Genomic DNA, 24,552 nt, shown 5'->3' on the forward strand with positions numbered 1-24,552 from the left:
TTTTTTAATATTTTGTTGTTAGACGATTAACGGAAGTTTTATGGTAAAGGTGCTTCCTTTTTCCTTTTGCGATTCTACAATTATTTGTCCTTTATGGAGTTCTATAATCTTTTTAACATAAGAAAGGCCTAGTCCTTGTCCCTTTACATTGTGAATATTTCCGGTTTCTTCACGGAAGAATTTCTCAAAAATCCGGCTCTTGTTTTCTGTTTCCATCCCCATTCCTTTATCAGAAATTTCTATGACATACCAGTTGCCCTCATTTCTGGTTTTTATTCTTATATCTGGCTTTTCTGGAGAGTATTTGTTTGCGTTGTCCAGTAAGTTCACTAAGGCATTTGAAATGTGAAACTCATCAATTTTGAAGTTATATTTCTCTGCCTTGAATTCTTCTGTAAGAGAGCCTTCTCTTTGTTCGACAATCAGGCGGAATGAACGGGTTATTTCCTTTATCAGCTCTCTTACATTTGTGGTTTTCAGGAAAAGCTTCATTTCATTACGTTCCAGTTTAGACATGTTCAGTACATTCTCAACCTGTTTTTTCATGCGCAGATTTTCCTGCTTAATAAGGCTTGAATAGTATTTTACTTTTTCCGGATTGGTTGCTATTTTATCATTGTTCAGAGAGTCTGTTGCAACTGAAATGGTGGCTAGTGGAGTCTTGAACTCATGCGACATATTATTGATAAAATCAGTCTTTACTTCAGAAATTTTCTTCTGCTTGCTCATATAGTTGATAGAGATGATGTAAATCCCCAAAATTGTAAGCAGAGATAGCATTGTTCCCAGAAGCATTGGCAGATTATTTTCCACAAGTGAATAATCCTTGCTCGGGAAAATTAATGCCAAAGTATAGAGTGTTTTATACTGATTGTCAGTGAAAAGTTCAAACGTATAATTTTGTTTATCTGGCTGTGCTAAAAAATTATTATTAGCAACCTTTGTAGGGTTGTTATTCTTATCTAAAATGGCGAATCCAATTGGGGTATTAATGCCCTTCATGCTTAATTCACGTTTGATGAGACTGTCTAGTTCCTTAGTATTTATACGCTGCTGTATAGGCATATTGCTGGCGTTAATTTTAACCAATTGCTTAAGGGTAAAATTATTGCTGGATAAATCCTGATTCATTTCAGATGTCAGAGGCTTTGGCGCCGCATTTTTTAGCTTTATCAGCCCTTCATCTCCATACAAGTTCGTTAACTCTACATTGTCCCCCGGAGTAGGTAGCGGAATATCTTTCTTTTCAATAATATTTTTAGAGAATGCAATAACTCTTTTGTTATTAGTAGAGTCTGTAGTGGACTGAATATATTGTTGGGTAGCCTGTCCACTGGAATTTTTTATAGCTTCCGAAAAATTGGTTTTGTTGTTAGCGTAATATTTATCCACCTCCATTTCATTTACCTTTTCACGGATATTTTCCATGGAAGAATATACCTTGTTAGAGAACTCCTGTTCCAAAGCTCTGTAATACTCCTTCAGCCAGTATAGCTGCATAGATACGAAGACGATAAGGGAGATCGTCATAAAAACGGATATGATAGGAATGAACTTGTTATTCATTGTTTACTCAAATATTTGTTAAAATTAAAAATAAATTGAATATTAAGGAAAATAATTTGATTAAAATTGCTTTTATTTTCTTAAAAAAATGTTTTTTAACACAAAATTTAGATTTCTCATGTGCGCCAAAACCATGCCAGAAAATACTTTTAGTACTTTATTAAATAAAAAAAAGACACTGTTTTTTAACAATGTCTTTTTACCTTTATTCTTCAAAAAGTTCTTCGTCGATAAAATACTGGATAATAGATTTTCTCATCAAAACACTTTGTTCATTAGGTTTTAATTCCGGGACCTCCTGGAGCTGTTCATATTGAGGCCAGCCATCATCATAACCATTGAATTTGTAATAGCCATAAGGTTCTAATAATCTGCAGACAGCGATATGTATAAGATTTAGTTTGTCATCTTTAGAATATTTTTGTTGTCCGCTCCCTAATTCCTGAATGCCAATAAGAAATAAAATTGTTTCTATTGGAGGATTGGGTTCCATATCAAAGTTTTTCTGAAAAAAAGCTTCTACTTTTTTCCATAGTTCCTGTTCTGTCATTTTTAGTTTTTTTTGAAGTTAAACTTCGATTTTATTCTCCATTTTGAGAAGGAAAGCATATTCAAATGCATCATCTTTCAGAGACTCAAAGCGTCCTGAAGCGCCACCGTGACCAGAAGACATATCAGTTTTGAAAAGCAGAAGATTATCATCTGTTTTAAGTTCACGAAGTCTTGCAGTCCACTTTGCAGGTTCCCAGTATTGTACCTGAGAGTCGTGGAAGCCAGTGGTGATTAAAATATTTGGATATTCTTTCTCTTCGATATTATCATATGGAGAGTAAGATTTCATGTAATCATAATATTCCTTTTCATTAGGATTTCCCCATTCGTCATATTCCCCTGTGGTTAAAGGAATGTCCTCGTCGAGCATTGTCGTCACAACGTCTACAAAAGGTACCTGCGCTACAATTCCGTTAAATAGTTTAGGTTCCATATTAATTACGGCACCCATTAGTAATCCGCCTGCACTTCCGCCCATTGCATAAAGATGTTCTGCAGAAGTATAGTTCTCTTTAATCAGAAACTTGCCAGCATCTATAAAGTCATAGAACGTATTCTTCTTGTGCAGCATTTTTCCGTCTTCATACCATTCTCTGCCCAGATATTCCCCACCGCGTATATGAGCAATTGCATAAATGAATCCTCGATCCAGTAAAGAAAGACGTACATTGGAGAATGCTGCATCTACTGTATAACCATAGCTGCCATATCCGTATAGCAAAAGTGGTGTATTCTCGCTTTTCGAAGTGTCTTTATGGTAAACAAGAGAGATAGGTACTTTCTGTCCGTCTCTTGCTGTTGCCCATATCCTTTCAGAGATATAGTTTTCGGCCTTAAATGTCCCGCCTAAAACCTCCTGTTCCTTAAGGATTTTATTGGTTTTAGTTTTCATATTGTACTCAAACGTAGTTGATGGGCGGGTCATGGATGTATATCCATATCGCAGAACCTCTGAATTGAATTCAAGATTTATACTGATATAAGCAGTGTAAGTAGGGTCATGGAATGGTAAATATTCTGTTTCTCCGGTTTTCCAGTTGCGAATATTAATCTTAAGAAGACCCTTTTCTCTTTCCTCAATTACAAGGTAATCGTTGAAAATCTCGAAGCCTTCCAGAAGGATTCCTTCTCTGTGCGGAACGATATCTGTCCAGTTTTCCTTTGTTGTTTTATCAACAGGTGTTTTTACAAGTTTGAAATTGGTAGCTCCATCAACATTCGTTATGATATAAAAATCATTTTCAAAATGTTCTACAGAGTATTCCAGGTCTGCTTCACGAGGCTGAATAATCTTCCATTCTGCAAAAATATCATTGGCTGGGACAAAGCGCATTTCGTCGGAAATTGTACTCGAGCTGGAAATAATGATATATTCAGATGATTTTGTTTTGAATACATTAACATCGAAAGTATCATCCTTTTCATGATAAACCAGAACATCTTCTTTGGAGTCTGTTCCTATTTTGTGTCGAAGGATCTGGTAGGCGCGAAGGCTTTTATCTTTACGTATATAGAAAACATATTGTCCGTCTGCAGACCATACGGCTTTTCCGGTTGTATTTTCTATTTTGTCTTCCAGTATTTCGCCAGTTTCAATATTCTTGAAGTATATGGTATAGATTCTTCTGCTCAGTTTATCATAAGAATAAGCGATCATATTGTTGTCTTCGCTTACGCTAAGGCTTCCAATTTCAAAGAAGTCCAGACCTTCTGCAAGAATGTTGGAATCCAAAAGGATTTCTTCATTAGCTTCCAGGGTAAGATGCTTTCTGCAAAAAATAGGATATTCTCTGCCTTCTTCATAACGTACAATGTACCAGTATTCATTAAAGAAATAGGGGAGTGAAGAATCATCTTTTTTGTAACGGGATTTCATTTCTTCATAAAGAAAATTCTGGAAATCTTCAGTATCTCTCATTATTTCGGAGGTGTACTGGTTTTCTTCATTTAGGTATGCGATAACTTCTGGGTTATCCCTTTCGTTTAGCCAATAGTAAGGATCGATTCTTTGATCGCCGTGCTTACTAAGGATTTTATCTATCTTTTTTGCCTTTGGCGCTTTCATTTATAAGTGAATAAAAAATTAAAGTTAAATAAAAAACCATCACAACCCGAAGGTAATGATGGCTTTTGTATTATTTATAGATTTTTACTTGTTGTTAGCTTTGATAAACTTTTCCAAAGCCATTGTCATAGAAGGAGATTCTTTTGTAGGAGCCATAAGATCTACACGAAGTTTAAGCTCTTCTGCTGCCTGCTGGGTTGTTAGCCCGAATACCCCGATCTTCGTATCTTCCTGTTTGAAGTCCGGGAAATTCTCGAATAGAGAACGTACCCCCTGTGGACTAAAGAAAATCACAAGATCATACTCTTTTATGTTAACATCCTGCAGGTTGCTGCAAACTGTTCTGTACATAATAGCTCTTTTCCATTCTACGCCTGCTTCATTTAGTACATTCGGAATGTCTTCTGTGAAAACGTCTGAAGATGGGAGAAGGTATTTTTCAGTATTATGCTTCTTTAATAATGGTAAAAGATCTTTTGCTGTTTTTTCGCCAAAGCTGATTTTTCTTTTTCTATAGACAATGTGCTTCTGAAGGTAGTTAGCTACAGCTTCAGACTGGCAAATGTATCGCATAGAATCTGGTACAGCAAAGCGCATCTCTTCTGCTAAGCGGAAGTAATGGTCTATAGCATTTTTACTGGTAAAAATAATACCAGTGTACTGACTAAGATCTATTTTTTGAGAACGAAGTTCTTTCGCATCTGCTCCTTCTACATGTATAAAAGGTCTAAAATCAATCTTCACCTTTTCTTTTTTAGCTATCTCACCATAAGGGGATGTAGCTAAATTAGGAGCTGGCTGAGAGACTAGAACGGACTTTACTTTCATCAATTTATTTTTATAATGACTAAAAAAATAAAAACTTCCATACTACCAAATGAGGTAAAATTTGGAGTGTGCAAATATACAAAAATTTATAATACCATTCTTTAGGAAGAGTAGGATTCCTGTTAAAAAGTAGAAATGCTATTTTGCCGGCAAAGATAAAAACCAGCATTCCTATGTAATAATTGAACACCCGGAAACGATCTATAGGGTAGAAATAGTGAACAAGTGTAAGTACACAAAATAGCAAAATAATAATACGAAAGAATTTGTTGATGTTGAAAGTATATGACTTCCAGCGGTCTGCATTGCCGGAGCTGGCAAAAAACAGATAGGATAAAACACATTTTACTCCGTATAATAATAAATAGGTAATAAAGATAAAACCAAATTTATTTAGGGTATAGCCACCAAGGTTTATATTATCATTAATAAATCTTGGTACTACAGGAATATATTGTGATAAAAAAACCGATAAAATGAAGACATAAATAAAACCGGAAATAAACCAGTTGATAAAGATATTGCTGCTATCCTCTATAGAAAGCCGAAGATGTTCTACAAAAGAAATATCCTTATTCAGTACCCTGGACGATATAATATATATTATAGCAATACCTAAGATACTGTAGATTACCCAGTCATTGTTTTCTACAATTCTAATCAATGATTTTTTTTGCAAAAGTACACACATTCATCTCCTGTACAAAATTTAGATCAGAATAACTTATCTTTGTGCTCGATTTGTATGAAAAAATTAGTCGTTATCCCAACTTTCAACGAGAAAGAAAACATTGCCGATATTATAAAAGCTGTAATGGATTTGCAGCAGGATTTTCATATTCTGGTGGTAGATGATTCTTCTCCGGACGGGACTGCCAGTATTGTCGAGAATCTTATGCTTGTTTATGCAGGGCAGGTTTTTCTTAGCGTAAGACAAGTAAAAGACGGATTAGGGAAGGCTTATATCCATGGATTTAAATGGGCTTTGGAGCACGGGTATGATTATATATTCGAGATGGATGCCGATTTTTCACACAACCCGGATGATCTGCCAAAGCTATATGAAGCTTGTCAGGATGCTGATATGACTATTGGATCGCGTTATTCAAAAGGGGTAAATGTAGTAAACTGGCCTATGGGCAGAGTACTGCTTTCTTACTTTGCTTCCAAATACGTACGTTTTATTTTAGGAGTGCCAATTCATGATACAACTGCCGGATTTGTATGCTTCTCAAGAAAAGTGCTGGAAGAAATAGGTTTAGACAAAATTAAATTAAGAGGTTACGGATTTCAGATTGAGATGAAATTCCGAACCTATAAAAAAGGTTTTAAAATTGTTGAAGTTCCTATTATTTTTACGGACAGAACTAGAGGCGAATCGAAAATGAGTGCAAACATTTTTCAGGAGGCTTTATTCGGAGTGCTTAACCTGAAATGGAAAAGTATAATAAACAGATTATGAGAAAACTGTTTTTTTTCATATTTATAGTGTTCCTATCTGCATGCTCGCAGGTGGATAAACCAAAAAAGCTTATTTCTAAAGACGAAATGGCGGATATTTTTGTGGAGATGGCCATTTATGATGGAGCATTGAATATAAATCCGCAGGCTAATATGGAGGGAACAAGCAAATATATTTTGCAGCAGCATAAAATTACAGGAACTGTTTTTATGGATAGTTATAACTACTACCTATCCCAAAAACAAATGGAATCTATTTTTGAATCTGCAGAAAAAAAGCTGATGAAAAAAGATCCGAAACTGGAAGCATATATTAAAAAGAAAAATAAAGGAACTGAAGTTCCGAAATAACATATGGAGAAGTTTTTTGAAGTAGAACAATTTTCAGCAAAAGGTAAAGCCAGAGCTGGTGTTATTACAACAGATCATGGTAAAATACAGACGCCTATATTTATGCCGGTAGGTACTGTAGCAACAGTAAAAACTGTTCATCAGAGAGAACTGAGAGATGATATCAAAGCTCAGATTATCCTTGGGAATACTTACCACCTATACCTGAGGCCAGGAATGGATGTTATGCAGAATGCAGGCGGATTACATAAATTTATGAACTGGGAACTTCCTATTCTTACAGATAGTGGCGGTTTTCAGGTTTTTTCACTGGCCTCCAGTCGTAAGATGACCGAAGAAGGGGTGAAATTCAAATCTCACATCGACGGAAGTTATCATTTTATTTCTCCTGAAGTTTCTATGGAAATTCAGCGTAAAATCGGTGCAGATATTTTTATGGCATTCGATGAATGTACTCCATATCCATGTGAATACAATCAGGCCAAGCTTTCTATGGAACTTACACACAGATGGCTGAAGAGATGTATTGAATGGACAGAAAATAATCCTGAATATTATGGACACAAACAAAGGTTGTTTCCAATCGTTCAGGGATCTGTATATTCGGACCTTAGAAAAGCTTCCGCTGAAGTTATTGCTGAGGCAGGGGCTGAAGGAAATGCTATTGGAGGGCTTTCTGTTGGTGAGCCGGAAGAGGAAATGTACAGAATTACAGATGAAGTAACAGATATTCTTCCTAAAGATAAACCTCGTTATCTGATGGGGGTGGGGACACCATGGAATATTCTGGAATCCATAGGCAATGGTATCGATATGATGGATTGTGTAATGCCTACCCGTAATGCAAGGAATGGTATGTTGTTCACATGGGGTGGTGTTATCAATATTAAGAACGAAAAATGGAAGAATGATTTTTCTCCGTTAGACGAATTTGGTACATCGTATGTAGATCAGGAATATACAAAAGCATATGTAAGACACTTATTCTCAGCAAGAGAATACTTAGGGAAGCAGATTGCTTCTATTCATAATCTTGCTTTTTATTTAGATTTGGTAAAAGTTGCAAGAGAACATATCTTAGCGGGAGATTTCTATGAATGGAAAGATAGCATTATTCCACAACTAAAAAGCAGAATGTAGTCCTTGAAGATTATAGATAAATATATTATCCGGAAATTCCTGGGAACCCTGGGATTTATGTTGGCATTGCTGTCTATTATTGTATTGGTAATAGATGTTCAGGCAAAGATTCCGCGTATTGAAAGTAATGGTTTTACAACAAGTTACTTTCTGATTCATTTTTACCCATACTGGTTAATATATCTTGTTATAACCTTTATGTCTATTCTGGTATTTATTTCGGTTATTTTCTTTACATCGAGAATGGCCAATAATACCGAAATCGTGGCTATTATTAGTAGTGGAGCCAGTTTTCACAGATTTGCCAAGCCTTATCTTATTGCCGCTTTATTACTTGCTTTTTCTGCATTGGCTATTAATCACTTTATATTGCCATGGGCGAATATTAAGAAAAACAAACTAATCATCTATACCTATAGTGCGGCTAACAGAAGTAAATTTACAGATAGCCGTCAGATTTCTACGCAGTTATCACCTACAGAATATGTTTTTATCAATAGCTATAATCCTAAAGAGAAAAGAGGCTTCTCCTATCTTTATCAGAAATTTGATAAAAACAGACGACTGATTTATCAGCTTACTTCAAGCGATATGGTTTGGGAGGAGAAAAAGAAAAGCTTCATGCTGACCAATTATTACGAAAAGTGGGTGAATAAAGATGACACGGAAAAACTAGCTAAAGGAGACACCAAGTATCAGAAGCTGGGTGCATCTCCCGAAGAGATTTTTCCGGATGAACTTGTTGGTGAAAACAAAACAACACCCGAACTTATTAATTTTATCAATAATGAAAGAAGAAAAGGTAATGCAAATGTCGCCGCTTATCAAAATGAGTTGCATTTGCGCACCGCCATGCCTTTTTCTATTATTATACTAACCTTTTTGGCGCTCTCACTTTCTTCCCAGAAGAAAAGAGGCGGGCTTGGAGCAAACCTGGCAATTGGTATTGCCCTGGCCTTTGTATTTGTATTCTCATTCGAAGTATTGAAACTGGTTTCTTCTTCGCAAACTTTATCGCCTTTGGTGGCTATGTGGCTTCCAAATATTGTATTTGCTCCGATTGCGTTCTACCTATACTGGAAGCGAGCTAATCAGTAGAGTAGGGTGATTTCTTTGTGGAAAAACTTTTTCATTTCATCTTCATTTTCCAGTTCTACATTTAGATAACCATCTTTGTCAACATATCTAATGATGCCATTTTGTCTGATATTGTTAATCTCAAACACGGATATCTGGTCTTTTCGGAAAAGTGCCTCGTTGTATCTTGCCAGTATCTCTTCATCTGAGGGGAACTGTACAAGCTGCTCAGAAAAATGGCTGTGCATTCCTTTTGCAAAATGGTGCAGGTCGAAGCTTAAACCGGTTTGTGTCTTTATAGAACCCGCTTTTGCAATCTCCTCAAAATTATCCTGAAGAACATTTACACCAAAACCGGCTATATAATAATCTAAATGCTCCACTGTAATTTTCTCTATGAGAATTCCCACAATTTTTTTATTTTGCAGGATTATATCATTGGGCCACTTCACTTTTGCCTCTTTATCGGTAATTTTGACAATAAAGTCACGAAGTAACAAAGCGGTATAGAAGTTGAATAGATTTGGAGACAATCTCACTAGCTTTGTTGGTAAGATAAAAGAATAAGCTACGTTCTTATCTTTTGGGATTTTCCAGGTGTTGCCATATTGTCCACGTCCTTTGGTCTGGTCAAATGTATATACTGAGGATATTCCTGTAGCGTTTGGATTTGCAAGTTCAGAAACGATATCGTTTGTGGATCCAACACTTGGAAGGTAAAGCAGGCTGTTCATTTTTTAAAGCTAATTAAAGAGGATTTGAGATAAAAAAAAGTAACTTTGCAAATATTACAATTTTTTGAATGAGTAAAAATACAGAAAAACAGCAACTAATAGACAAAATACTAGAAGCGATTCAGGATACTAAAGGTGAGGATATCCAAGTTCTTGATCTCTCGCATATTGAAAATACAGTTGCCGATACATTTATTATATGTAGTGCCAATTCTAATACACAGGTTTCAGCAATCGCAGGAAATGTAGAAAAGAAAGTAAGAAATGAACTACAGGATCGTCCATGGCATGTGGAAGGTGCTGAAAACTCATTGTGGGTATTAGTAGACTATGTATCGGTTGTTGTGCATATCTTCCAAAGACATATTCGTGAATATTATGATATCGAAAGCCTTTGGGGAGATGCCAAAGTCACAAAAATAGAATCTTAACAGAGAGAACCCTCTCCTAATTATTTAAAAGAAGTAATGAAAAGTAAAGGATTTAATTGGTTTTATTTAATCTTTGCAGCAGTATTGCTTATGCTTTTCCTTCCTGGTTTAATGTCTTCATCGGACACCAGAAAACTAGACGAGAAAAGTTTTTATGCATTATTGAGCCAAAATAAAATCAAAAATGTTGTCGTATTAAAGGATACAGACGTTGCTCAGGTTTTTTTAACACCTGAAGCTAAAAATGATCCTGCATTGGCTAAGAAGAAAACGACTCCGTCGCCAATGATGGGATTCATGAAAGAAAACCCGGATTTTACTGTAAATATTGGTGACCTGAAGTATTTTCAGGAACGCTATAACGCTATAACAGATAAAGATTCAAATATCAAATCCAAACTTACGTTCGATACGGAAAGTTCTCCATGGAGTAGCTTCCTTATGAATATTCTTGTGTGGGTAGGTATTATGGTTTTGTTCTATTATATCTTCTTCAGAAAGATAGCTGGTGGCTCAGGTGGAGCTGGTGGCCAAATCTTTAACATTGGAAAATCGAGAGCGAAACTTTTTGATGAAAAAGAAAAAGTAAATGTTAGCTTCAAAGATGTTGCTGGTTTAGAAGGTGCTAAAGAAGAAGTACAGGAAGTTGTAGACTTTTTGAAAAACTCTGACAAATACACCAAGCTGGGTGGTAAGATACCAAAAGGCGTTCTTTTAGTAGGCCCTCCGGGAACAGGTAAAACCTTATTGGCGAAAGCTGTAGCAGGTGAAGCAAAAGTTCCTTTCTTCTCACTTTCAGGTTCCGATTTTGTGGAAATGTTTGTAGGGGTAGGAGCGTCCAGAGTACGTGACCTTTTTGCACAGGCAAAAGCGAAATCCCCGGCGATTATATTTATCGATGAGATCGACGCTATTGGTAGAGCCAGAGGTCGTGGAAATATTACAGGTGGTAACGACGAAAGAGAAAATACACTAAACCAGTTGTTGACAGAAATGGATGGTTTCGGTACAGATACCAACGTTATTGTAATGGCAGCGACTAACCGTGCAGATATCCTTGATAAAGCATTAATGCGTGCAGGACGTTTTGACAGATCTATTTATGTGGATCTTCCGGAATTGCACGAGCGTAAGCAAATCTTTAATGTTCATCTTAAGAAAATTAAACTGGATTCCTCTGTAGATGTTGACTTCCTTGCGAAGCAAACACCTGGATTCAGTGGAGCGGATATTGCCAATGTTTGTAACGAAGCAGCTCTTATCGCAGCTAGAAATGGACATGAATCTGTAAATAAACAAGACTTCCTGGATGCTGTAGACAGAATTATTGGTGGTCTTGAAAAGAAAAATAAAGCTATTAAACCATCTGAAAAACGCAGAGTGGCTTTCCATGAAGCAGGTCACGCTACTGTTAGCTGGTTGGTAGAGCATGCAGCACCTTTACTAAAGGTTACAATTGTACCTAGAGGGCGTTCTCTTGGAGCAGCATGGTATCTTCCGGAAGAAAGACAACTTACTACAACCGAACAAATGCTGGACGAAATGTGTGCAACATTAGGAGGTAGAGCTGCAGAGCAGGTTGTATTCGGAAATATCTCTACAGGTGCCCTTTCCGATTTGGAAAGAGTAACAAAGCAGGCACAGGCAATGGTAACAATCTATGGACTAAGTGATGCTGTAGGTAACCTGTCTTATTATGACAGCTCAGGTCAGCAGGAATACTCTTTTGGAAAACCATATTCAGAAGAAACTGCTAAGCTTATTGATAAGGAAATTTCCAAAATTGTAGAGTCTCAGTATCAGAGAGCTGTAGAAATTCTTTCAACTCATCGCAATAAATTGGATGCTTTAGCGTCTAAGTTATTAGATAAGGAAGTTATTTTTAGAGAAGATCTGGAGGAAATCTTTGGAAAAAGAGCCTGGGATCCGGAGTTAACAGAGCAGCCACTTTCTGCAACGACAGAGAATGATACTGTTAGCCCAATAAATGAGGAAGCAAAAGAGCTTTAATTAAAAATAATTTTTATTTTTGTTAGGCTAATTAAAAATATTCAGATTGAGCATTTTTAAAAAAATTGTTAATAAACTGTTTAATAAAGACGAGGAGGAGGAAATAACTTCTGTTCGTCTGGGGGATCAACTGAAAAATGCTGATCTCGACTATAAATTTGCTCAACTTTTCACACATTCAGGAGGTTATTTTAACTATTGTGCGGACGAGGCAGAGGCTCTTCAAGCTTTGAATAGTATACTCAAACTTGAACAGGTAAAATCTGTTTTCTGCTGCGATGAAGACTTACAAAACTTCCTGGATGTTGTAAAAGTTCCTTACACCGAAAGTCTGGAACTTATAAACGATACTGCCTTTATTTCATGCGAATATCTTATCGCTTTCGATGGCAGAATCATGTTGTCTTATAACAATATCAGACATTTCCCTTCATCTTCATTACCCGAGAAGATCATTATTATAGCAAACGTCTCTCAGATTGTGGCTAACCTTAATGACGCTATGATGAAAGTTAAGCGCAGAGGAACCCTGAAAAATCTTACATCAATTAGTGGAAATATTTCCAAATTAGATTCTCCTAACCCGGATAATACTAAACTTTTCTTACTTTTGCTGGAAGATTAAAAGGCATCATTTTGGATAAAAATCTCATACAGCGTCTTATTTCAGGACTGATATACGGATTGGTTATTTTTCTGTGTACAACCCATTATGGATCCACACTTATTTTAAAAACATTTTCAGTATCTGTTAATCAGTCTTATCTGTATTACGGATTGATGACTTTTTTTGTAGTCGTTGGCGTTTATGAATGTGTGAAGATTACAAAATTAAAATCCTGGTTATGGATTCTTATAACCGTTATTCTTGGCGGATACATTTATTACAGATTTTCTTATAAATTTTTCTATCAGTATTTCTATTTAGGAATTAATATGATGGATATTTTTGGTATTATACTTATGGCATTGGCCATGATTACTATTTTCAAGTTTCCGCAGGAAATTAAAAATGATAATGGTAAAATGATCTTTACTATCCTGTATGTAACAATTCCTTTTGGTTTTGCACTTGGGTTGCCAGATTTTTTACCTTATGATACCCACTTCAGCTGGGAGGCATTTATGCTTTTTGTCCTGATCTGGAGTAGCGATTCTTTTGCATATTTTGCAGGTAGATTGTTTGGTAAGCATAAGATGGCACCAACGATCAGTCCAAAAAAAACATGGGAAGGTTTTGCCGGTGGTGTTATATGTACAGTGATTTTAGGGTATTTTATTGAATATAAATTCCCTGAAATGAAAGGAAACTGGATGGTGGTTGGACTTTTAGTTGCTATCTTTGCACCGTTGGGAGATTTGGTAGAGTCGCAGCTCAAAAGAACTTTCAATGTAAAAGATTCGGGGAATATAATCCCGGGGCACGGAGGTGTATTGGACAGGCTGGACAGCTTTATACTTTGCGCTCCTGTCGTTTATGTTTATTTTATGATTTTAACAAGGTTTTAGATGAAATTTCACAAAGAAGGTAAAGGTACTTTACTTACGGTTTTATTAGCCATTATTATTATTTCAGGAGTCAGTATCTACTTTCTGGAGATGTGGTCATTGCTTATTATTATACCATTACTGGTATTGTATGGTTTTGTAATGTGGTTCTTCAGAAATCCTGAAAGAAATATTCTGGATCAGGTGGATAACGTTATTGCTCCGGTAGATGGTAAAGTAGTAATGATAAAGAAGGTTTTCGAAGGAGAAGTTCTTCAGCAGGAATGTCTGCAGATTTCTATCTTTATGTCACCGCTTAATGTACATGTTTGCCGTTATCCGGTTACAGGGGAAGTAACATATAAAAAATACCATAAAGGTAAATATCTTGTGGCATGGCATGAGAAATCCTCTGAACTTAATGAAAGAACAACTATGGCAGTTAAAACTTTAACGGGTGCCAATGTTGTATTCAGACAGATTGCAGGATATGTGGCTAGACGTATTGTATTCTATCCGGAAATCGGAGATTCTGCAAAAGCCGGGCATGAATATGGTTTTATTAAATTCGGTTCCAGAATGGACGTTTTCCTGCCTTTGGATACAGAAGTGATCTGTAAGATAGGAGATATTACAAAAGGAGGTATAGACATTATTGCAAAGCTTCCTACAGAAAATAAATAAATCTTCGTTAGCAAGATTAGAATAATAAAAAAACAGGTCCCGTTTTCAGGACCTGTTTTTTTGTTGTATTTTTAACTCATGGCAAAAGCATTAATTTCACAACAGAACTATTATACAGATGTTGAATTGGATTCTTACAGAGTTCACGTAGATGAACCTAAGAATGTCGGAGGTCAGAATCTTGGCCCAAAACCAACAGAACTTTTAGATGCAGCACTGGCTTCATGTACGGCAATTACACTAAAGATGTATGCAGACCGTAAACAATGGGAACTTGGTGATCTGTACGTAGAAGCTAAGAGAATAGTAAACACAAAAGGAGAAAGCACTTTCAGAATAAGCTTGTCAACAAATGTTGAGCTTAGCGAGGAACAGAAAGATAAGCTTCTGGAAATAGCAGACAAATGCCCTGTTCATAAAATGCTGGACCAGAATGAAATGAAAACATCCTGGGTTTAAAAAATAACAACTTATGTTAAATATAAAGGCACAAAAGAAATTTCTTTTGTGCCTTATAAAATATTTTAGTTTTTGGTCAGACTTGATTAATCAAAGTTCTGAAGATCTACTAATTTACGGTATACACTATTATTATCCATCAGATCATGATGGGTACCCTGCTCAACAATAACACCCCGTTCCATCACAACGATCCAGTCTGCTTTCTGGATTGTAGATAGTCTATGGGCAATCACCAGAGAAGTTCTGTTCTCCATCATTTTTTCCAAAGCTTCCTGTACAAATCGTTCAGATTCTGTGTCCAGAGCTGATGTAGCCTCATCCAGGATCATGATTGGTGGATTCTTCAGTACAGCACGGGCAATTGAAACTCTTTGTTTCTGACCGCCGGATAGCTTGTTGCCATCGTCTCCAATATTAGTTTCATAACCGTCGGGAAGACTTTCTATAAACTGATGTGCATTAGCAATTTTTGCTGCTTCAATAATTTCCTCACGGGTAGCATTCTCTTTACCCATGGCAATATTATTATAGATGGTATCATTGAATAATACTGACTCCTGAGTTACCATACCCAGAATAGCGCGGTATTCTTTTAATTTCAGATCTTTGATGTTGTTACCGTCTACTGTTATAGTACCTTCAGTTACATCATAGAAACGTGCCAGCAGGTTGGCAATTGTTGTTTTTCCGCTACCACTTTGTCCTACCAAGGCAACAGTGCTTCCTTTTGGAATGCTAAGATTGAAGTTTTTCAGAATCAGGTTCTCCTTGTTATAATAGAAACCTACATTTTTAAATTCAATACGATCTTTCAGCTCAGAAACCGGAATAGGATTCGCTATTTCGTCAACTTTAACGTCAGCATCTAATATGTCCATTACTCTTACAAGCGAAGCTTCACCTTTTTGAATATTGGATATAGATGTTGCCAAGCTCTTTGCAGGAGGCAAGATCTGAAAGAACATACCCAGGAAAACTAAAAAGTCCTGTGGTAGCATATTCTTATTTACCAAAATTTGGTAACCTCCGTACCATGTGATAATAAGGAAAGTAATAGCTCCTAAGAATTCACTCATAGGAGAGGCCAGCTCTCTTTTTCTGCCAAGGCTTATGGAGTGGTTGATCCATTTGGTCATGGAACCGGTAAAACGATTATCCAGTAACTTATCAGCATTGAAAATTTTGATAATCTTTGCCGACTTCAATGTTTCGTCTACAATGGAGAAAACATTCCCTAGTTCATTCTGAGCTTTATGAGAATCCTTTTTCAGACTTTTCCCTATAAGAGAAATTAATGTTCCCATTACAGGCAATACCAATAAACTGAAAAGCGTTAGCTGTGGATTCAAAAAGAATAAAGAAGCCAATGTGCCTATCAGCATAAACGGTGAGTTTACAAGGTCTACAAGGCTTCCCAGAATATTATTTTCTACTTCGCCAACATCATTAGACATTCTGGACATAAGATCTCCTTTTCTTTGCTCCGAAAAGAAAGAAACAGGAAGTGTAAGAATCTTTCTGTACATAGATCCTCTAAGATCTTTTGTCACTCCAACGCGGTAGAAGATCAGGAGATAAGCTCCAAGATAACGGACAATATTTCTCAGAAAGAAAGCAACACCGGTGATAATACAAAGCCAAAGCAATACATTTAAGCTGCCATGCTTTTCTATTTCATTATTAATAAAAGTGTAAAGCGTTCTTTTAAGGTTGTCAGAAAAACCATCTCCTTTTATTTCCTGCTTCTCTGTGCCGAAGAGTATTCCCAGTACAGGTAAGAGTGTTCCGATAGATGCTATCTGAAGAAGAGAGTATAAAATATTGAAAAATAAACTCCCGTAAATATATTTTTGGTGTGGTTTAGCAAATTTTAGAATCCTAAAGTATAAGTTCATCAATTTTTAGATTAAGCTACAAATGTAGTGCATTTACATTTACTATACAGCATACATGAAAAAACCGTCCCTTTCAGGACGGTTCTCACTCAAAAAAATCGTTGTAAGTCTACCGGAATCTGTCTACAGATTTTACAAGTTTCTCATCTTTTTTAATGTAGATGTTTGCTATAATCAAACCTACAATTGCGATGAGCGGAAATGTTAACTCAATACCCTTCTCAGGAAAACTAATTCCTCCGGGTAAGTTTAGTAGCCAGTAAGCCAATAAGCCGATCAACAAGGCGTTTATAAAAATGCTGATATTATTCAGCAAGATTTGTCTTTTTCTGTTTTTATAACTGAAAATGCTTAGCAAAGAGATTAATATCAATATGACTGTTGCAATAGTTATAACAGGAGTTGTTCCTAATACATCTACATCCTGCCCTGTATAAAATAAAAAAACAGCGGCTAATACAGCAAGAAACATCCAGATAGTTTGTATTCTTTGAAGCATCTATGCAATTAATTTATGCAAAAGTAATAATATTTTTTTGGTTTTTATAAAAAATGTGTAGATTTGCATTACACAGAATCGCAAAATGGACATTATCAATCTGATAGGTTCACTCTCATAAAGATTTTAAATTACAATTTTATACCTTACATACATTATTAATTTCATATGTTTGACATTGAAAGTCTAAAGTCAAAATCGGATACCGAATTGACGAAAATCTCAAAAGATTTAGGTATTGGTGTGAAGAAAACTTCCGATATTAACGAAAAAATTTACGCTATATTGGATTTTCAGGCATCTAACCCTCAAACGATTAAGGATTACCTCGGACCACAGGATAAAGGAAATGATGCCGGAAATGAAGAAGCTGCACAACCTAAGAAAAGAGGAAGGAAGCCTGCTGCTAAAGCTGAAGTTATAAAAACTCCAGAGGAACCAGCTAAGCCTGAAGCACCTGTAAAGGAAGTTAGAAAAAAGGCAGAGACTACTAAAGCTGAAGTTCCTGTAGAGGAAGCTGTTAAAGTTACCGAGGAAACTAGTCAGCCAGAAAAAAAGCAAAGAAGAAGAGTTACAAAAACTCAACCGCCTGTAGAGGCAAAAGCAACACCGGAAGAAACTGCTCCGGAAGCTTCAGAACCTGTTGAAGTTGTGGCACCTGCCAAAAAAGAAACACAAGCTGTTCCTCAGCAAAAAAATAACAACCAGAACAATAACAACAATAATAATCAGAACAGACAGCATCACCATAATCAGAATAGAAATAATGGCGATGCAAAACATTCTGAACCTCAGAAGAAGGAATATAGCTTCGATGGTATTGTAACTGTAGAAGGTGTTCTGGAAATTTTACCAGATAATTATGGATTCCTTAGATCTTCAGACTTTAGCTATATCTCGTCTCCGGATGATGTATATGTGTCTACAAGTCAGATTAAGAACTATGGGTTAAAAACTGGTGATACCGTAAAAGGTATTGTTCGTTTGCCTAAAGAAGGAGAGAAATATTTCTCTTTGCAACGTCCTACAGAAGTTAACGGAAGAGACCTTGCTTATATTAAGGACAGAGTAGCTTTCGAATTTTTAACGCCACTTTTCCCACAGGAGAAATTTAATCTGGCAGGAAAAAATGCAACACTATCAACAAGAATTGTAGACCTTTTTGCACCAATTGGTAAAGGGCAGCGTGCGATGATTGTAGCACAGCCTAAAACTGGTAAAACAATGTTGTTGAAGGATATTGCCAATAGTATTTCTGCAAATCACCCGGAAGCTTATATGATGGTCTTATTGATTGACGAAAGACCGGAAGAAGTTACTGATATGCAGAGAAGTGTAAATGCAGAAGTTATTGCATCTACATTCGACGAAGCTGCTGACAAGCACGTAAAAGTTGCCAACCTTGTATTATCTAAAGCTCAGAGACTTGTAGAATGTGGACACGATGTAGTAATCCTTCTGGACTCTATTACACGTTTGGCCAGAGCTTACAATACAGTAACTCCTGCATCCGGAAAAATACTTTCTGGTGGTGTGGATGCTAATGCATTGCACAAACCAAAGAGATTCTTTGGTGCAGCGAGAAAAATTGAAGGTGGTGGTTCTTTAACTATTATTGCAACTGCTCTGATTGATACAGGTTCTAAAATGGACGAGGTGATCTTTGAAGAATTCAAAGGAACAGGTAACATGGAACTTCAATTGGACAGAAAAATTGCTAACAAGCGTATTTATCCTGCTGTAGATCTTATCTCTTCCAGTACACGTAGAGATGATCTGTTACTCGACGAAGTAACTCAGCAAAGAATGTGGATTATGCGTAAGTACCTTGCCGATATGAATCCTGTAGAAGCAATGGAGTTTGTAAAAAAACACATGCAGTCTACCGTAAATAACGAAGAATTCTTAATGTCCATGAACAAATAATCATGAAGATTTTTCTTAAAATATTACCTGCGTTTTTGTTGCTACTTTCAGTAGCAGCAAAAGCTCAGCTAACAGTACACCCAATGGTACATGCCGGATATGCTTATCAGAACCAAAGTTTTGGAGAAGTAGGCGGACGTCTATTATTTTTAACTAACGATGACACTCTTTTCAGAGTTGGAGCAGCTGCAATGATGGGGGAGACTAACGGTAAGTTTGCTGTTATGCCAAAAGTACAGGCAGATATTTTACTAAACTTCGAAAAGAATGTAGATATTTTTCATTCGTGGTATTTTCTTCTTGGTGCGGAAAGTACGAACAAATACATTGCACCAAAAGCAGGATTTAGCCTTTTCGGGATTATAGATCTTACCGGAGGTTATGCCTTTAATTATGGAGATGCTACTTTAAACGGGAAACAGCTAAAAGGCTTTAATTTTAATCTGACTTTTAATATTCCTTTAGTAGCTTTATCTAAAAAATAGCACGATTTCTTTTATTAAAAGTTGGTGTTATTAAATAATTTTATAATTTAGCAGTTCAAACAAACAAATAATATTACTATAAGCAGAACATTTACTTTAAAACAATGAGTCGAAGAGATGGCAAATTAATTTTGCTACTGTTTCTCGGCATTTTAAAGTAAATGAATAATGAAGACACTGCCAGATAGTAAACTTATTGCTGACTTCCAGAAAGGAAATGAAGCTGCCTTAGAAATTCTCTTAAAGCGCCATCAGCGCGATATTTACACTTTTATTTTTTATAAATTAGGAGATGAGGACCTAGCCAATGATATTTTTCAGGATACATTCATGAAAATTATTATTACCCTGAAAGAAGGGCGTTATAAAGATGAAGGTAAGTTCTCATTATGGGCTAAGCGGATTGCTCATAATCTTGTTATAGATCACTACCGGGTAAGAGCAAAAAACTTTAAAATATCTGAATCTTCTTATGATAATGACGAGTTTTCTATTTTCGATATTATAAAGGAGCCAGATGCAAATATAGAAGATAGACTTATTCAGATCCAGATTAATGACGATTTGTATAAAATGATAGAATGCCTCCCGGAAAATCAAAGAGAGGTATTGGAACTCCGCTTTTTTAAAGAATTAAGTTTTAAAGAAATTGCCGAGCACACCAATTCCAGTATTAATACGACCTTGGGAAGGGTTCGTTATGCTCTTATTAATCTGCGGAAAATGGCGGATGAACATCAAATTATTCTTACGAAATAATAAATTGGAAATCGTTGCGTTATATAAATATAACAACGAAACGATTTTCTATGAAACAACTCGATTCTTTAGGAATGGCTAAATTAAAGCCGAGAAAGTCTACAATAGATTTTCTCTTAAGCTATTCTAAAAATATTAAAATAGTGGATACACATACTATAAAAGTTGTATTCTCTAAAAACTAACTAGCAATTTTCTTTAAATTTGTGTCTAAGTTTACATTATGAAATTTAGACACATTTTTTTTGACCTCGACAATACTTTGTGGGACCACCGCAAAAATGCATACTTAACACTTAAAGATCTTTTCAATCGCAAAGAAATAAATAGTCTTTACGGAATAGACTTTGAGGAATTTCATCACAAATATGATGAAATCAATGAGAGATTATGGGAGCAGATAAGGGATGGTGAAATTGATAAAGAATATCTGAGAAAGCACAGATTCTACGATACTTTCTTGTTCTTCGGTATAGACGATGCAGAACTTGCAGAATATTTTGAAATAAACTTCCTGGATGAAATTGTAGAATACAACGAACTTGTAGACGGAACAAAGGAAGTATTAGATTATCTTAAAGATAAAAATTACAACATCCACATTATTTCGAATGGATTCTACGATGTTACGCACCGCAAAATAAAAGGGTCGGGTCTTACTCCTTATTTTGAAACTATAACAAGTGCAGATGATGTAGGGGTTAGAAAGCCAAATCCAAAAATATTTGAGTATGCACTGGGAAAAGCGAATGCTCAAAAAGATGAAAGCATTCTGATAGGAGACGACTGGATTGCCGATGTAAAAGGTTCACAGGGATTTGGTATGGATGTGATTTTCTTTGATGCTTTGAAGGAAGATAAGCAAGAAGAAAAATTAAAATCTGTAAAACACCTTCTGGATATAAAAAGTTTTCTGTAAGCGGAGTGTATGCTTCAACTTTTGAAAAATTAAATATTGCTTCAATATACAAACGTCATAGGCTCTTAAAGCCTATGACGTTTTTCTTTAGAATCTTTTATGATTTTTGAACAATCTCTGTCAGAGATCTACAAAGGAAGTGCAGAAATCTGATGTTGGTCTCTGAATGTTGTAAACTCACCTAATGAATATTCCGGACAGGCACCTTCCTGCGCCGTAATAAAAGCTCCCAATGCAACTGCCTGATGCATAATCTGGTGAGCTGTAGTACCCGTTTCTAAACGTTTAGACAAAAAACCGGCAAGAAAAGAATCTCCACTGCCTACGGTGTCTTTTACTTCAACAGATACTGTTGGATACAAATAGAAATTATCTCCATGGGCATATAATGCTCCTTTGCTACCTTTAGAAATAATTATTTCATTCAGACCAAATGCATCCTGAAGGTATTTTATACTGTCTTTTTCAGTAATGTAATCTTTACCCATAAAATCCAGCATCATGCGAAGCTCCGCTTTGTTGAATTTTGCCAAATGAGTCATATGCAACAAATCTTTAATCAAATGTATATCATAATAAGGCGGGCGTAGGTTAATATCGAATACATTATAATTGCTGGCTTCTGTTAATTCGAACAATGTATTTTTAGATTTTTCAGTTCTGGCTGCCAATGTTCCGAATACCAATGCGTCAGTTTCTGTCAGAAGGTTTAGGTCGGCAGGTCTGGTTTCAATATAATCCCAGGCTACATGCTGTACAATATCATACTTTGCATCATTATTTTCATCTATGCTTGCTATAACAGTACTGGTTGGATATTGATTATTCACCTGAATTCCGCTGACAGACATATCCCAGCTTCGTATTTTTTCCAGTAATTCATTTCCTAAATCATCGTTACCAACACTGCTAATCATATAAGCTTCTACACCCATTCTGGAAAGGTGGTAGGCTACATTAAACGGTGCACCTCCAATTCTTCGTTGGCCTCCCGGAAATATATCCCACAGCACCTCGCCATAACAGGCAATTTTTATTTTATTTTCTTTCATTGTAATTATTTAATAGCCTGTTTTATCTTCTTTAGCAGAATCCATAGTTTTCATTTTTTATTAAAATTAATATATTTCCTTTTATAAGTGTAATATTAAAAAGAATATACCTGAACTGAAAACTGAAGAAGCGCACGATTATCTACAGGATTCCACATGCCCCATAAGCCTATTGGAATTTTATAGCTACCTATTGTCAGAGGTTTTGATATCATAAGGCTGACCTCATTGAAACCTGCTTTTTTTGAAAAGAAATTATTCTGTTCTTCAGGATTGTTTAGCGCAAAACTATAACCAAGTCTCCCACGTACTTCCAGATCATTGTTTTTGTATACCGGATATTCTGCAAAAACAAAAGTAGAATATTTATTATGAGTGTTTTCTTTATTTCTGTCCCTGCCGGAGATTACAGTATTCCAGCTTAGGATCAGGGGTATACGGTCACTGATGGTATAATAAGATCTGAAATCCATGAAGCGCCCAGTCTCCCTGGCATTGTAATTAAAGAACTCTTTGTTATTGTAGGTCGCATTAGGAGAGAAATTATAAATATCCCATAGCTCCAGTGTTAGATGTTTATTTTTGAATCCGATATAGTTATTGAATTCTTTGTAATCGCCATTCGCTGTTCCGCCTGCCCAGAATCCCCCATAAAAATTCTTATAATCCAAATGGATATCTCCGGTATATACTAGACCAGAGGCTACTTCTATACCTCTCCACAAATGGTTATTACGAATTTGTAATGCAGAGTGTATTTCCTGTCCATAAAATAATATGCTTCCTGTGATCATTGAAAAAATGATCATTAATTTAAATTTATACATAAGTGTGTCTGGTTTTAGTTTTACTGAATAATATCCTTGGGTCTTATACGGGAGCCGAAAAGTGCATAAGAAAGCATGAGTAACTCGCATATAACAGTGAGAGACCATGTCCATCTCCATGAGCCAAATATATCTGCAAGTCCGCCCTGTATCAGAGTGAATACAGCTCCTCCGAAAACAGCAGATATGAATACACCGGATGCTTTGGAAGTATATTTGCCCAAACCTTTTATAGCAAGAGAGAAAATACAACTCCACATGGTGGAATGTAACAGACCAATAGCTACCAGATACCATAAATTTTGGGTAAGCATAGAAATAACAGCCAGTATAGTTGCTAATAGGGTTGTTACTGTAAGCTGCGTTTTTGCGGAGATTTTACTAAAGAAACTGGAAATTGCTCTTCCAACTAAAAAGCCACCCCAATATAATGTAGATAGCAGAGCGTGTATTCCCAAATCCATTCCGCCGATAATAATGTCGCTTTTTCCAAAGAATGTCATCGGATTTCCGGATTCAGCAAGCTCGAATGCATGCAGATTAATATTAGCACCTATAGCTACTTCAGTTCCTACATAAAAGAATATAGCCAGTACACCTAGTACAAAATGCCTGAAAGACCATATACTTCTTTCCAGTTTTTCGCCAGTTTTTGCTCGGGTATTGGCAATATCCGGAAGATGTAGCTTCTTAGTAATTAAAGTTACAATAAGAACCGATGTTATTAATATTACTAGAGGCAGTATAAGCTGTCGGATCTCGATATTTGCGATAGAAACTCCACTGAACATAACAACTGTTACAAAAAATGGAGCGGAGGTAGTACCAATAGAGTTGATGGCAGTTAAAATATTTAAACGTTGTACAGGTTGTGTTCCTGGCAGCTCATAAGCCGCAGCGTATGGATTGACAACAACCTGTATAATAGCAGCTGAAGTTCCCATAAGATATGAGCCAATAACAAAAATTATAAAACCATAAGGCAATGCAGCATTACCAAAATGTATTGCCAGATTTGGATACTGATAACCAATCCATGATGAACAAAGATACATACATAAACCAGACATCATAAATAGTAAACCTCGAAGAATGGTATTTTTATAACCATAAGCGTTAACCCATTTACTCCCCAGAGTACCGTTGAGCAGATATCCCAGAAAGAAAAAGAATGAAATGAGAGTTGTAAAGGTATTTTTCAGGCTTCCTGCTTCTGCAAGAAATGTAAATTTTAACGGAGCCTGTAATTGTTCGTTTACTGTGGTAAGAAAACCTACAATAAAATAGATGAAGGTAATAGTTGCAAAGGGCAATAGGCTGTTGCGATGTTTAGTTTCCATA

26 protein-coding genes are annotated in these 24,552 nt (G+C 36.1%); 15 read left to right on the forward strand and 11 right to left on the reverse strand.

The genetic code is table 11. From position 1 onward, the window contains the following. Positions 1–18: 18 nt before the first annotated feature. The 5 genes from BAZ10_RS13900 to BAZ10_RS13920 all read right to left on the reverse strand — a co-directional run bounded on the left by BAZ10_RS13900 (position 19) and on the right by BAZ10_RS13920 (position 5,675). Positions 19–1,566 carry a sensor histidine kinase gene (locus BAZ10_RS13900; protein ID WP_165689674.1) on the reverse strand — a complete coding sequence of 516 codons (1,548 nt, stop codon included), beginning with the start codon at positions 1,564–1,566 and terminating at the stop codon, positions 19–21. 205 nt (positions 1,567–1,771) lie between these two features. After that, on the reverse strand, positions 1,772–2,116 hold the full coding sequence (locus BAZ10_RS13905; RefSeq protein ID WP_078772552.1) for a hypothetical protein: 345 nt from the start codon (positions 2,114–2,116) through the stop codon (positions 1,772–1,774). A gap of 18 nt (positions 2,117–2,134) precedes the next feature. After that, the gene (locus BAZ10_RS13910) at positions 2,135–4,183 is read right to left on the reverse strand and encodes a S9 family peptidase (protein WP_078772553.1); all 2,049 of its coding nucleotides are present in this window, start codon (positions 4,181–4,183) and stop codon (positions 2,135–2,137) included. 84 nt (positions 4,184–4,267) lie between these two features. Beyond that, positions 4,268–5,011, reverse strand: a complete 744-nt coding sequence (locus BAZ10_RS13915; protein ID WP_009086556.1) for a uroporphyrinogen-III synthase — start codon at positions 5,009–5,011, stop codon at positions 4,268–4,270. 19 nt (positions 5,012–5,030) lie between these two features. Further along, positions 5,031–5,675: a DUF4271 domain-containing protein gene (locus BAZ10_RS13920; RefSeq protein ID WP_245803819.1), complete on the reverse strand. Its 645-nt coding sequence runs from the start codon at positions 5,673–5,675 to the stop codon at positions 5,031–5,033. Positions 5,676–5,756: 81 nt separating this feature from the next. Here BAZ10_RS13920 and BAZ10_RS13925 point away from each other — a divergent pair, with 81 nt between their 5' ends. Genes BAZ10_RS13925 through BAZ10_RS13940 form a run of 4 tightly spaced genes read left to right on the forward strand, consistent with a single transcriptional unit; the run spans position 5,757 to position 9,061 of the window. Then, complete coding sequence (locus tag BAZ10_RS13925; protein ID WP_078772555.1) at positions 5,757–6,473, forward strand: polyprenol monophosphomannose synthase; 717 nt, start codon at positions 5,757–5,759, stop codon at positions 6,471–6,473. Continuing rightward, positions 6,470–6,823 carry a DUF4296 domain-containing protein gene (locus BAZ10_RS13930; protein ID WP_245803820.1) on the forward strand — a complete coding sequence of 118 codons (354 nt, stop codon included), beginning with the start codon at positions 6,470–6,472 and terminating at the stop codon, positions 6,821–6,823. Before BAZ10_RS13925 ends, BAZ10_RS13930 begins: the two co-directional genes overlap by 4 nt. Positions 6,824–6,826: 3 nt before the next feature. Then, positions 6,827–7,963 (forward strand): tRNA guanosine(34) transglycosylase Tgt, encoded by a 1,137-nt coding sequence (gene tgt, locus BAZ10_RS13935; RefSeq protein ID WP_059154469.1) that lies wholly within the window; start codon positions 6,827–6,829, stop codon positions 7,961–7,963. Between the two features lie 3 nt (positions 7,964–7,966). Beyond that, the gene (locus BAZ10_RS13940; protein ID WP_078772557.1) at positions 7,967–9,061 is read left to right on the forward strand and encodes an LptF/LptG family permease; all 1,095 of its coding nucleotides are present in this window, start codon (positions 7,967–7,969) and stop codon (positions 9,059–9,061) included. On the opposite strand, the gene BAZ10_RS13945 is transcribed toward BAZ10_RS13940, so the two are convergent. Next, positions 9,055–9,774 (reverse strand): biotin--[acetyl-CoA-carboxylase] ligase, encoded by a 720-nt coding sequence (locus BAZ10_RS13945; RefSeq protein ID WP_078772558.1) that lies wholly within the window; start codon positions 9,772–9,774, stop codon positions 9,055–9,057. The genes BAZ10_RS13940 and BAZ10_RS13945 overlap by 7 nt on opposite strands. Positions 9,775–9,842: 68 nt before the next feature. On the opposite strand from BAZ10_RS13945, the gene rsfS reads away from it, so the two are divergent. The 6 genes from rsfS to BAZ10_RS13975 all read left to right on the forward strand — a co-directional run bounded on the left by rsfS (position 9,843) and on the right by BAZ10_RS13975 (position 14,846). After that, complete coding sequence (gene rsfS, locus BAZ10_RS13950; RefSeq protein ID WP_009086569.1) at positions 9,843–10,205, forward strand: ribosome silencing factor; 363 nt, start codon at positions 9,843–9,845, stop codon at positions 10,203–10,205. A gap of 36 nt (positions 10,206–10,241) precedes the next feature. Then, positions 10,242–12,215 carry an ATP-dependent zinc metalloprotease FtsH gene (gene ftsH, locus BAZ10_RS13955; RefSeq protein ID WP_059154472.1) on the forward strand — a complete coding sequence of 658 codons (1,974 nt, stop codon included), beginning with the start codon at positions 10,242–10,244 and terminating at the stop codon, positions 12,213–12,215. Between the two features lie 46 nt (positions 12,216–12,261). Beyond that, complete coding sequence (locus tag BAZ10_RS13960) at positions 12,262–12,840, forward strand: LUD domain-containing protein (protein WP_024568232.1); 579 nt, start codon at positions 12,262–12,264, stop codon at positions 12,838–12,840. An 11-nt stretch (positions 12,841–12,851) separates the two neighbouring features. Then, positions 12,852–13,724, forward strand: a complete 873-nt coding sequence (locus BAZ10_RS13965) for a phosphatidate cytidylyltransferase (RefSeq protein ID WP_059345918.1) — start codon at positions 12,852–12,854, stop codon at positions 13,722–13,724. Further along, positions 13,725–14,387 carry a phosphatidylserine decarboxylase family protein gene (locus BAZ10_RS13970; protein ID WP_059322746.1) on the forward strand — a complete coding sequence of 221 codons (663 nt, stop codon included), beginning with the start codon at positions 13,725–13,727 and terminating at the stop codon, positions 14,385–14,387. It begins immediately after the preceding gene. A 78-nt stretch (positions 14,388–14,465) separates the two neighbouring features. Then, a complete protein-coding gene (locus BAZ10_RS13975; RefSeq protein ID WP_078772559.1) occupies positions 14,466–14,846 on the forward strand; it encodes an OsmC family protein in 381 nt (126 codons plus the stop codon). Between the two features lie 86 nt (positions 14,847–14,932). On the opposite strand, the gene BAZ10_RS13980 is transcribed toward BAZ10_RS13975, so the two are convergent. Together BAZ10_RS13980 and BAZ10_RS13985 are read right to left on the reverse strand one after the other, a co-directional pair. Next, the gene (locus BAZ10_RS13980) at positions 14,933–16,744 is read right to left on the reverse strand and encodes an ABC transporter ATP-binding protein (RefSeq protein ID WP_059322744.1); all 1,812 of its coding nucleotides are present in this window, start codon (positions 16,742–16,744) and stop codon (positions 14,933–14,935) included. A 109-nt stretch (positions 16,745–16,853) separates the two neighbouring features. After that, positions 16,854–17,243: a DUF4293 family protein gene (locus BAZ10_RS13985; RefSeq protein WP_034869951.1), complete on the reverse strand. Its 390-nt coding sequence runs from the start codon at positions 17,241–17,243 to the stop codon at positions 16,854–16,856. A 168-nt stretch (positions 17,244–17,411) separates the two neighbouring features. Here BAZ10_RS13985 and rho point away from each other — a divergent pair, with 168 nt between their 5' ends. From rho to BAZ10_RS14005, 5 genes are all read left to right on the forward strand, one after another. Then, complete coding sequence (gene rho / locus BAZ10_RS13990; RefSeq protein ID WP_078772560.1) at positions 17,412–19,169, forward strand: transcription termination factor Rho; 1,758 nt, start codon at positions 17,412–17,414, stop codon at positions 19,167–19,169. A gap of 2 nt (positions 19,170–19,171) precedes the next feature. After that, the gene (locus BAZ10_RS13995) at positions 19,172–19,654 is read left to right on the forward strand and encodes a hypothetical protein (RefSeq protein ID WP_034869954.1); all 483 of its coding nucleotides are present in this window, start codon (positions 19,172–19,174) and stop codon (positions 19,652–19,654) included. Positions 19,655–19,822: 168 nt separating this feature from the next. Then, positions 19,823–20,413 (forward strand): RNA polymerase sigma factor, encoded by a 591-nt coding sequence (locus BAZ10_RS14000; RefSeq protein WP_078772561.1) that lies wholly within the window; start codon positions 19,823–19,825, stop codon positions 20,411–20,413. 50 nt (positions 20,414–20,463) lie between these two features. Further along, complete coding sequence (locus tag BAZ10_RS19375; RefSeq protein WP_260262818.1) at positions 20,464–20,598, forward strand: hypothetical protein; 135 nt, start codon at positions 20,464–20,466, stop codon at positions 20,596–20,598. A 38-nt stretch (positions 20,599–20,636) separates the two neighbouring features. Further along, entirely contained in the window at positions 20,637–21,332 is a 696-nt protein-coding gene (locus BAZ10_RS14005) for a YjjG family noncanonical pyrimidine nucleotidase (RefSeq protein WP_078772562.1), read from the forward strand. Positions 21,333–21,460: 128 nt separating this feature from the next. On the opposite strand, the gene BAZ10_RS14010 is transcribed toward BAZ10_RS14005, so the two are convergent. The 3 genes from BAZ10_RS14010 to BAZ10_RS14020 form a co-directional block, all read right to left on the reverse strand. Beyond that, entirely contained in the window at positions 21,461–22,384 is a 924-nt protein-coding gene (locus BAZ10_RS14010) for a carbohydrate kinase family protein (protein ID WP_078772563.1), read from the reverse strand. Positions 22,385–22,479: 95 nt separating this feature from the next. Continuing rightward, a complete protein-coding gene (locus BAZ10_RS14015) occupies positions 22,480–23,193 on the reverse strand; it encodes a hypothetical protein (RefSeq protein ID WP_245803821.1) in 714 nt (237 codons plus the stop codon). A 38-nt stretch (positions 23,194–23,231) separates the two neighbouring features. Further along, a complete protein-coding gene (locus BAZ10_RS14020) occupies positions 23,232–24,551 on the reverse strand; it encodes an MFS transporter (protein WP_078772565.1) in 1,320 nt (439 codons plus the stop codon). Between the last annotated feature and the right edge of the window lies 1 nt (position 24,552).

The organism is Elizabethkingia occulta (assembly GCF_002023715.1).
Lineage (GTDB): Bacteria > Bacteroidota > Bacteroidia > Flavobacteriales > Weeksellaceae > Elizabethkingia > Elizabethkingia occulta.

Excerpts from the sequence above, each read along its gene's own strand:
- BAZ10_RS13900 (WP_165689674.1), bottom strand. The coding sequence starts at position 1,566 with ATGAATAACAAGTTCATTCCTATCATATCCGTTTTTATGACGATCTCC.
- BAZ10_RS13905 (WP_078772552.1), bottom strand. The coding sequence starts at position 2,116 with ATGACAGAACAGGAACTATGGAAAAAAGTAGAAGCTTTTTTTCAGAAA.
- BAZ10_RS13910 (WP_078772553.1), bottom strand. The coding sequence starts at position 4,183 with ATGAAAGCGCCAAAGGCAAAAAAGATAGATAAAATCCTTAGTAAGCAC.
- BAZ10_RS13915 (WP_009086556.1), bottom strand. The coding sequence starts at position 5,011 with ATGAAAGTAAAGTCCGTTCTAGTCTCTCAGCCAGCTCCTAATTTAGCT.
- BAZ10_RS13925 (WP_078772555.1), top strand. The coding sequence starts at position 5,757 with ATGAAAAAATTAGTCGTTATCCCAACTTTCAACGAGAAAGAAAACATT.
- BAZ10_RS13930 (WP_245803820.1), top strand. The coding sequence starts at position 6,470 with ATGAGAAAACTGTTTTTTTTCATATTTATAGTGTTCCTATCTGCATGC.
- tgt (WP_059154469.1), top strand. The coding sequence starts at position 6,827 with ATGGAGAAGTTTTTTGAAGTAGAACAATTTTCAGCAAAAGGTAAAGCC.
- BAZ10_RS13945 (WP_078772558.1), bottom strand. The coding sequence starts at position 9,774 with ATGAACAGCCTGCTTTACCTTCCAAGTGTTGGATCCACAAACGATATC.
- rsfS (WP_009086569.1), top strand. The coding sequence starts at position 9,843 with ATGAGTAAAAATACAGAAAAACAGCAACTAATAGACAAAATACTAGAA.
- ftsH (WP_059154472.1), top strand. The coding sequence starts at position 10,242 with ATGAAAAGTAAAGGATTTAATTGGTTTTATTTAATCTTTGCAGCAGTA.
- BAZ10_RS13970 (WP_059322746.1), top strand. The coding sequence starts at position 13,725 with ATGAAATTTCACAAAGAAGGTAAAGGTACTTTACTTACGGTTTTATTA.
- BAZ10_RS13975 (WP_078772559.1), top strand. The coding sequence starts at position 14,466 with ATGGCAAAAGCATTAATTTCACAACAGAACTATTATACAGATGTTGAA.
- BAZ10_RS13980 (WP_059322744.1), bottom strand. The coding sequence starts at position 16,744 with ATGAACTTATACTTTAGGATTCTAAAATTTGCTAAACCACACCAAAAA.
- BAZ10_RS13985 (WP_034869951.1), bottom strand. The coding sequence starts at position 17,243 with ATGCTTCAAAGAATACAAACTATCTGGATGTTTCTTGCTGTATTAGCC.
- rho (WP_078772560.1), top strand. The coding sequence starts at position 17,412 with ATGTTTGACATTGAAAGTCTAAAGTCAAAATCGGATACCGAATTGACG.
- BAZ10_RS13995 (WP_034869954.1), top strand. The coding sequence starts at position 19,172 with ATGAAGATTTTTCTTAAAATATTACCTGCGTTTTTGTTGCTACTTTCA.
- BAZ10_RS14000 (WP_078772561.1), top strand. The coding sequence starts at position 19,823 with ATGAAGACACTGCCAGATAGTAAACTTATTGCTGACTTCCAGAAAGGA.
- BAZ10_RS19375 (WP_260262818.1), top strand. The coding sequence starts at position 20,464 with ATGAAACAACTCGATTCTTTAGGAATGGCTAAATTAAAGCCGAGAAAG.
- BAZ10_RS14005 (WP_078772562.1), top strand. The coding sequence starts at position 20,637 with ATGAAATTTAGACACATTTTTTTTGACCTCGACAATACTTTGTGGGAC.
- BAZ10_RS14010 (WP_078772563.1), bottom strand. The coding sequence starts at position 22,384 with ATGAAAGAAAATAAAATAAAAATTGCCTGTTATGGCGAGGTGCTGTGG.
- BAZ10_RS14015 (WP_245803821.1), bottom strand. The coding sequence starts at position 23,193 with ATGATCATTTTTTCAATGATCACAGGAAGCATATTATTTTATGGACAG.
- BAZ10_RS14020 (WP_078772565.1), bottom strand. The coding sequence starts at position 24,551 with ATGGAAACTAAACATCGCAACAGCCTATTGCCCTTTGCAACTATTACC.